The following is a 239-nucleotide window of genomic DNA, read 5'->3' as shown; positions in this document are numbered from 1 at the left end:
TAACAATGCTACGCATATTATCCGCTAATGGCGTACCACCCGGCTCACGAGTACATACAATTTCTAGCACACCAATGGCGCTAAGCCAAGCTTTAACACCTGCAACTGCGCTGCTTATACCCGCACCTTCGAGTCCTTCAATTACAAAAAATTTACCGCTGTTCATAAGATCACTATTTTAATATGTATTTTCTAACCGAACGGTTGAGCTCAGCCAAGTACTACGAAAAATAATGTTC

Annotated in this window: 1 protein-coding gene; it reads right to left on the bottom strand. The window is 41.8% G+C overall.

Annotated features, from left to right (window positions below; all coding sequences use genetic code 11):
• Window positions 1–166: dTMP kinase (locus Q4519_RS22070; protein WP_369293068.1), on the bottom strand; the 166-nt coding region annotated here is incomplete at its 3' end.
• Between the last annotated feature and the right edge of the window lie 73 nt (window positions 167–239).

The organism is Motilimonas sp. 1_MG-2023 (genome assembly GCF_030547455.1).
In the GTDB taxonomy this organism is placed as follows: Bacteria; Pseudomonadota; Gammaproteobacteria; order Enterobacterales; family CBDFNC01; genus Motilimonas.
This window is presented reverse-complemented; position numbering and strand designations above follow the sequence as displayed.